Source organism: Streptomyces sp. CNT372, from assembly GCF_000377145.1.
The window spans coordinates 1-5,022 of sequence record NZ_KB897802.1; the positions used below are offsets into that span (position 1 = coordinate 1).

The 5,022-nt window shown below is 76.8% G+C and carries 5 protein-coding genes and 1 pseudogene; all 6 read right to left on the reverse strand.

Going from position 1 to position 5,022, the window contains the following annotated elements; translation table 11 throughout:
* Positions 1 to 64: 64 nt before the first annotated feature.
* Positions 65 to 487: a hypothetical protein gene (locus C593_RS0128240; RefSeq protein ID WP_018850684.1), complete on the reverse strand. Its 423-nt coding sequence runs from the start codon at positions 485 to 487 to the stop codon at positions 65 to 67.
* A gap of 5 nt (positions 488 to 492) precedes the next feature.
* Positions 493 to 2,529: a hypothetical protein gene (locus C593_RS33175; RefSeq protein ID WP_199790101.1), complete on the reverse strand. Its 2,037-nt coding sequence runs from the start codon at positions 2,527 to 2,529 to the stop codon at positions 493 to 495.
* Between the two features lie 401 nt (positions 2,530 to 2,930).
* A complete protein-coding gene (locus C593_RS33500) occupies positions 2,931 to 3,353 on the reverse strand; it encodes a hypothetical protein (RefSeq protein ID WP_018850686.1) in 423 nt (140 codons plus the stop codon).
* Positions 3,353 to 3,865 carry a hypothetical protein gene (locus C593_RS0128260; protein ID WP_018850687.1) on the reverse strand — a complete coding sequence of 171 codons (513 nt, stop codon included), beginning with the start codon at positions 3,863 to 3,865 and terminating at the stop codon, positions 3,353 to 3,355. Before C593_RS0128260 ends, C593_RS33500 begins: the two co-directional genes overlap by 1 nt.
* 169 nt (positions 3,866 to 4,034) lie before the next feature.
* Positions 4,035 to 4,193 (reverse strand): hypothetical protein, encoded by a 159-nt coding sequence (locus C593_RS33180; RefSeq protein WP_018850688.1) that lies wholly within the window; start codon positions 4,191 to 4,193, stop codon positions 4,035 to 4,037.
* A gap of 21 nt (positions 4,194 to 4,214) precedes the next feature.
* A pseudogene (locus C593_RS0128270) lies at positions 4,215 to 5,022 on the reverse strand (DUF2637 domain-containing protein); the annotation flags it as partial.

A 5,022-nucleotide genomic window follows, 5' to 3' on the forward strand; every position in this document is an offset into this window, starting at 1 on the left:
GGGGGGTGTGGTGAGGGGCCCGGCCGGGTCGGCGCGGGCCCCTCGGTGGTGCGGTGGCGGGGTGTCAGCGGGTCTCGTAGAACCCGGGCTTCGCCTGCTGGACGCCGGACGCCTTCACGGCCTCGTAGACGCCCCGGTACTCGGCTTCGTGGGCGTCTCCGAACGCGCGGGCGTCGGCCTCCATGGAGTCGGCGGCCCCGGCGAGCTCACCGGACGCTTCCGCGACGGCCCGGAGGGCGGAGGCGGCATCCGTCATGAGCGCGGTGAACCGCGGCTCGACCTCCGCCGTGCCGCACTGCTCGGCCAGGCGGTCCAGGCCGTCGGCGTCCTTCTCCATCCGCCGCCGCAGCATCCACAGGCCCTCTTTCAGGGCGAGGGCCGCGCCGGTCAGCGTCGTGATGCGCCCGGCGAGGCTCAGGAACGACAGGCGCCCGCCGCTGCTGCGCTCGGGAAGGCCGGCAGGGACGTAGGGCTCCAGCTCGGTCATGGTGATCAGTCCTCGTTGTGGATGCGGGCGGAGGGCATACGCAGACCGGCGTCGGCCGCCGCCTGCTGTACGGGGCGGTAGGCGTCGTGCATCTCGTCGTGCGCGGTCTCGACGGCCTCAGCGGCGGCGAGGGACTTCGGGCGCATCTCCTCGGCCTTGCGGGCGAGGAGGTCCATGGACTCCGACAGGCGGACCATCGCGGCCGACGTGAGTCGGCCGATGACGTTGTTCCGCTCGGCCAGCTCCTCCGCCAGGTCGGTCAGGGAGTCGCGGAGCTTGCGGGCCTTGTCGGCGAGGACGGCGCACTCGTCGTACGTGGTGAAGCACTCGTCCTTGGCGTCGGCGAGGTCGTCCAGGACGTCATCGAGCGTGACGTCCGTGGTGTGCTCGGCGGCCGGTCCGGACATGCCGGGCAGGGAGAGAGCAGACACGCGTGTGTCCTCCTTCGTGCTGGTGGTGCCGGGGCCAAGAGCGGCTGCCGGCGGTTCGGGGTCTGGGCGGCGGGCAGCGTCTCCGGGCTGGTCCAGGCGCTCCAGGGTGATGACGGTCTCCGTCGCGGCCGTCGCGGTGTGGACGGAGTCGGCCGCGCTGCGCCGGGCCCCCCGGGGCGGGGGCGGTGCCCCGGGGCCGGGCGGGGGCGAGGCCGCGCCGTGGGTGGCGCCTGCCGTCCCCGGCGGGGGCGGTCCGGGTGTCGGCCCGGCCGATCCTCCGGCGGCCCCTGGCGGGGGCGTGGAGGGCTTCGGCGGGACCGGTCCGGCCCCGGGGCCCGGCGGGGTGCCGGGAGCGGCCCCAGGGGGCGGAGGGGGCGTTGCCGGGCCGGGTGTGGCCCCGGGGCCCGGCTTCCCTCCGGCCGCTGCTCCCGCTGCTCCTGGTGCTCCCGCTGCTCCTGGCGGCGGGCTGGTGGGCTTGGGCGGGGTCGTCGGCCCCTTGCCGGGAGCGGCGGGTCCGCCCGCCCCGGGGGCCGCTGACGGCTTCCCGCTCCCGCCCTTGCCCGGGGCGGCCGGTGGAGTCGACGGCCCGCTGGTGGGCGGTGTCGACGGCCCGGAGCCGGGCCCCTTGCCGGGCGGCTTCGGCTTCTTCGTCAGGTCGACCTTCGACGTCCCCGGCGGGGGCGTGCCCGGCTTCGGTGGCACGGTCGGCCCCGTACCGCCCGTGCCCTTGCCGGGGGGCGCTGACGGGCCGCTGGACGGCTTCCCGCTTTTGCCCTTGCCGGGGGCGGTCGGCGGTGTCGACGTCCCGGAGCCGCCGCCCTTGCCGGACGGCTTGGGCTTCTTCGTCAGGTCGACCCCGCTACCGGAGCCGCCCGGCTTGCTGCTCCCCCCGCCGCCCTTCCCCGAGGGGGCCGGGGTCGGCTTCGGGCTGGCGGCCGGGCCGCTCTTGCCGGACGGCTTCACCGCCGTACCGGGCTTCGGGGGCGCGGAGGACCCGCCGCCGCCCTTCGCGCCGGAGGACCCGCCGGGGCCCTTCCCCGTACCGCCCGTGCCGGACGGCGAGGAGCCGCCCGGCTTGCCCCCGCCGCCCTTGCCCGTCGGGGCCGGGGTCGGCTTCGGGCTGGCGGCCGGGCCCTTGCCGCCGGATGCGCCGGCACCCGACGTCGCACCGCTCGACTTGGTGACTCCGCCCGGCTTGCCCCCGCCCGGGGAGCTGCTGCCGGACGGCTTGGGCGAGGACGACGGCTTGGGCGGCGAGGAGGAGTTCGTACGGCCGCCGCCCCCGCCGCCGGAGCCGCGCCCCGACGTCCCGCCGCCGGAGCCCAGGGCCTTACGCCCGTACTCCTGGCTGCCGGGGACCTTCCTCGCGGCACTGGCGGCCGCGGCCTGCTCCTCCTGGGCGACCCGCCGCTTCACCCGGGCCTCCCGCAGGGGGGCGTTCTCGGCCTCGCGCTCCATACGGCGCTGGCGCCAGTCCGTCACGGCCGTCGCGGTACCGCGCATCGCGGCCAGGGCCACGGCGAGGATCGCGGAGAGGGTGAGCGCCCCCAGCCGGGGCGGCGGGGTCTCCTCCTCGTCGTCCAGGCCGTCACTGCGGAACGTCGCGGGCACGGCTCCGGGCTCCGGGGCCGATACCGGCGGGGGCGGGGCGGTGAGCCCGGCGAGGGAGTCAGCGGCCGACCGGCGGGACCGGTCCGGGACGACGTCCGCCCCGCCCGCCGGGGACGGCGGAGGCGGGGCGGCGGGCGGCGCTGCCGGAGGCGGGGGCGGGGCGACAGCGGCCGGGGGCCGGGGCGGCGGGAGGAGCGGCGGAGGCGGGCCGGATGCCCCCCTCGGCTTGAAGCTGATCACGTTGTCGTCGGCCATATCGGGCGTCTCCTGAGTTGACAGAGGGTGATGTCCTCGCGTACGCGCGCAGGCCCGCGCAGGCCCGCAGGCCCGCAGAGGCATTACGCGCGCAGGCGAGGCGCTGAGTTCACGCGTGATGAAGATGAAGATGAAGACGGGCGCGGCTACGGGCTGTAGCGGTCGGCGAGGTTCTTCACCGTCAGCCCGAGGTCGGCCCAACCGTCGTCGCCCTCGGCTGCGGCGACCGACCGGGCCCGGTCCCACCACGCCGACGCGACCGTCTTCGGGTCGGCGTCGGCGAGGGCGGCGAGGCGGGTCTCCCAGTGCTCGGCCTGTCGGGCCGTGCGCCGGTCCGTGGGGTCGTCGGGCGGGTGCCGGGAGCAGAACCACTCAAGGTGGCGGGCGAGGTCCTGCCAGCCGGACGGGTCTCCGCGCCGGGCCCGGGACCGGGCGACGGCCCGGACCTGTTCGGCCCAGGCCGCGGCGATGCCCTTCGGGCCCATGGTCTCGGCCTGCTCGGCGCGCTGCTTGTGGTGCAGGCGGCGGTTCTCCTCGCTCCGCCGCCTGCGGTTGACCGGCCGGTCCATCAGGCGCCCTTCTTCCACAGGTCGTTGATGCCGCGCACCTGGTCGGCGGCCGGGGCCGCCGGGGTGGTGTCGGGCTCGGCGTCGGCCGGGGCCGCCGGGGCGAGCGTCGACGTCGTCTTGTGCAGGGACTTCGCCGTCAGCTCCCCGAGCGCCTGGCGGCGTCCGGCCCGCTTGAGCGCCTTGGCCTCGCGCCGTGCCGGCAGGGCCGCGACGTGGGCGATGTGCCCGGCGTACGAGGTGCGCAGGGCCTCCGCCTCGTTGGCGGCCTTCCGGGACGCCTTGGCGAGGGCCTTGATGTGCCGCTCGACGCGGCGGGCGCGGAGCTTGGCGGAGAGGGCGCCGTCCCCGGGGACGGTCTCGGAGCGAAGCGCGGTCTGGAACGCGGCGAGGGTGGCCTCGTACGCGGCCAGGTCGGCGGTGTGCTCGCGCTGGCGGTCCAGGGTCCAGGCGGCGAGGGCGTCCAGGTCGAGGAGCCGGGAGTAGTCCGGCTGTCCGGCGTTGGTGCTGGTCACGGCGATGTCCTCCGTCGGTCGGGCGGGTCGGGGGGTGTTGCTGGTGGTCCCGCAGCCGCGCCCGGCCCGCAGGGGGAGGGTCGGGAACGGCAGCGGCAGCGCCAGGACGTGCGGGAGGGCGGCGCCGGCACGTGGCCGGGCCGCCCTCCTGGCGGGGTGTTCGTGCTGGTCAGGTCGCGTCGTGGTCGGCGGCCCGCTGTGCACGGGCGGCGTCGCGGGCGTCCATCTCCCGGTTGAACTCGGCGTACTCGGCCGCGTCGATCTCCTCGTACGCGGCGTGCATCTCCTCCAGCTCGGCCTGACGCTTCGCGTACTCGTCCATGTCCATGTCGGTCCCTTCGGTCGGTTGCTACGGGTGGAGCTGATCCGGGCGGTAGCCGTCCCGGATCAGCTCCTCAGCGGCGGCCCGGTAGGCCGACGCCGTGGTCTTGCTGACGGCGAACGTCTCCATGACGGTCTCCAGCGGGAGGGCGTCCGCCTGGCCGGCATGGTCGGCCAGGATCATGCGGGCGACCTTGCGGGCGGCCCGGTCGGGCTTGGAAAGACCCGCTTCGTCTTCGAGCACGGCGGCCCGGTGCTCCAGTTCGGCGGTCCGCAGTCGCCGTTCGGCTGCGCGCTCCTCCAGTTCGGCCGCCGCCTCCAGGGCCCTCTTCGCGGCTGCCTCCGTCTCGGTCGCGCGGTGGTCGGCTTCGGCGGCCTGGGCCCGCTGTTCGGCGGCGCGGGCGTCCTGTTCGGCCGTGCGCGCCTCCAGTTCGGCGGCGCGCTCCTCGTGTTCGGCTGCGGCCTCGCGGTCCTTCGCGGCCTGCCTCAGTGCGGCGGCTCGGCGTGCTTCGGCTTCGGCGACACCGGCCGACTCGACGGCCTCCGTCTCCGCCTGGACGGCCCGCTCCGTGGCGACCAGCTCGGCCCGCGCGGTGACGGCCGCGCGCTTCGTCTCGGCGCTCACCTCGTGCTCGGCCGCCTGGACCCGCCCAGCGGTCCGCAGGCGGGCGATCCGGGCGTCGGCGGCCCGGTCCTCGGCCCGCGCTGCGGCGGCCACCTTGGCGGCCTCCTGCGCCTCCGTCAGGGCCGCTTCCCGCTCCTCGGCCTGCCGGGGCAGGTCCAGGGCCTCGTCGATCGTCAGCCCGTAGGCGGCCATCGTGAGCGGCAGCCGGAGG

Excerpts from the sequence above, each read along its gene's own strand:
- C593_RS0128240 (WP_018850684.1), bottom strand. The coding sequence starts at position 487 with ATGACCGAGCTGGAGCCCTACGTCCCTGCCGGCCTTCCCGAGCGCAGC.
- C593_RS33500 (WP_018850686.1), bottom strand. The coding sequence starts at position 3,353 with ATGGACCGGCCGGTCAACCGCAGGCGGCGGAGCGAGGAGAACCGCCGC.
- C593_RS33180 (WP_018850688.1), bottom strand. The coding sequence starts at position 4,193 with ATGGACATGGACGAGTACGCGAAGCGTCAGGCCGAGCTGGAGGAGATG.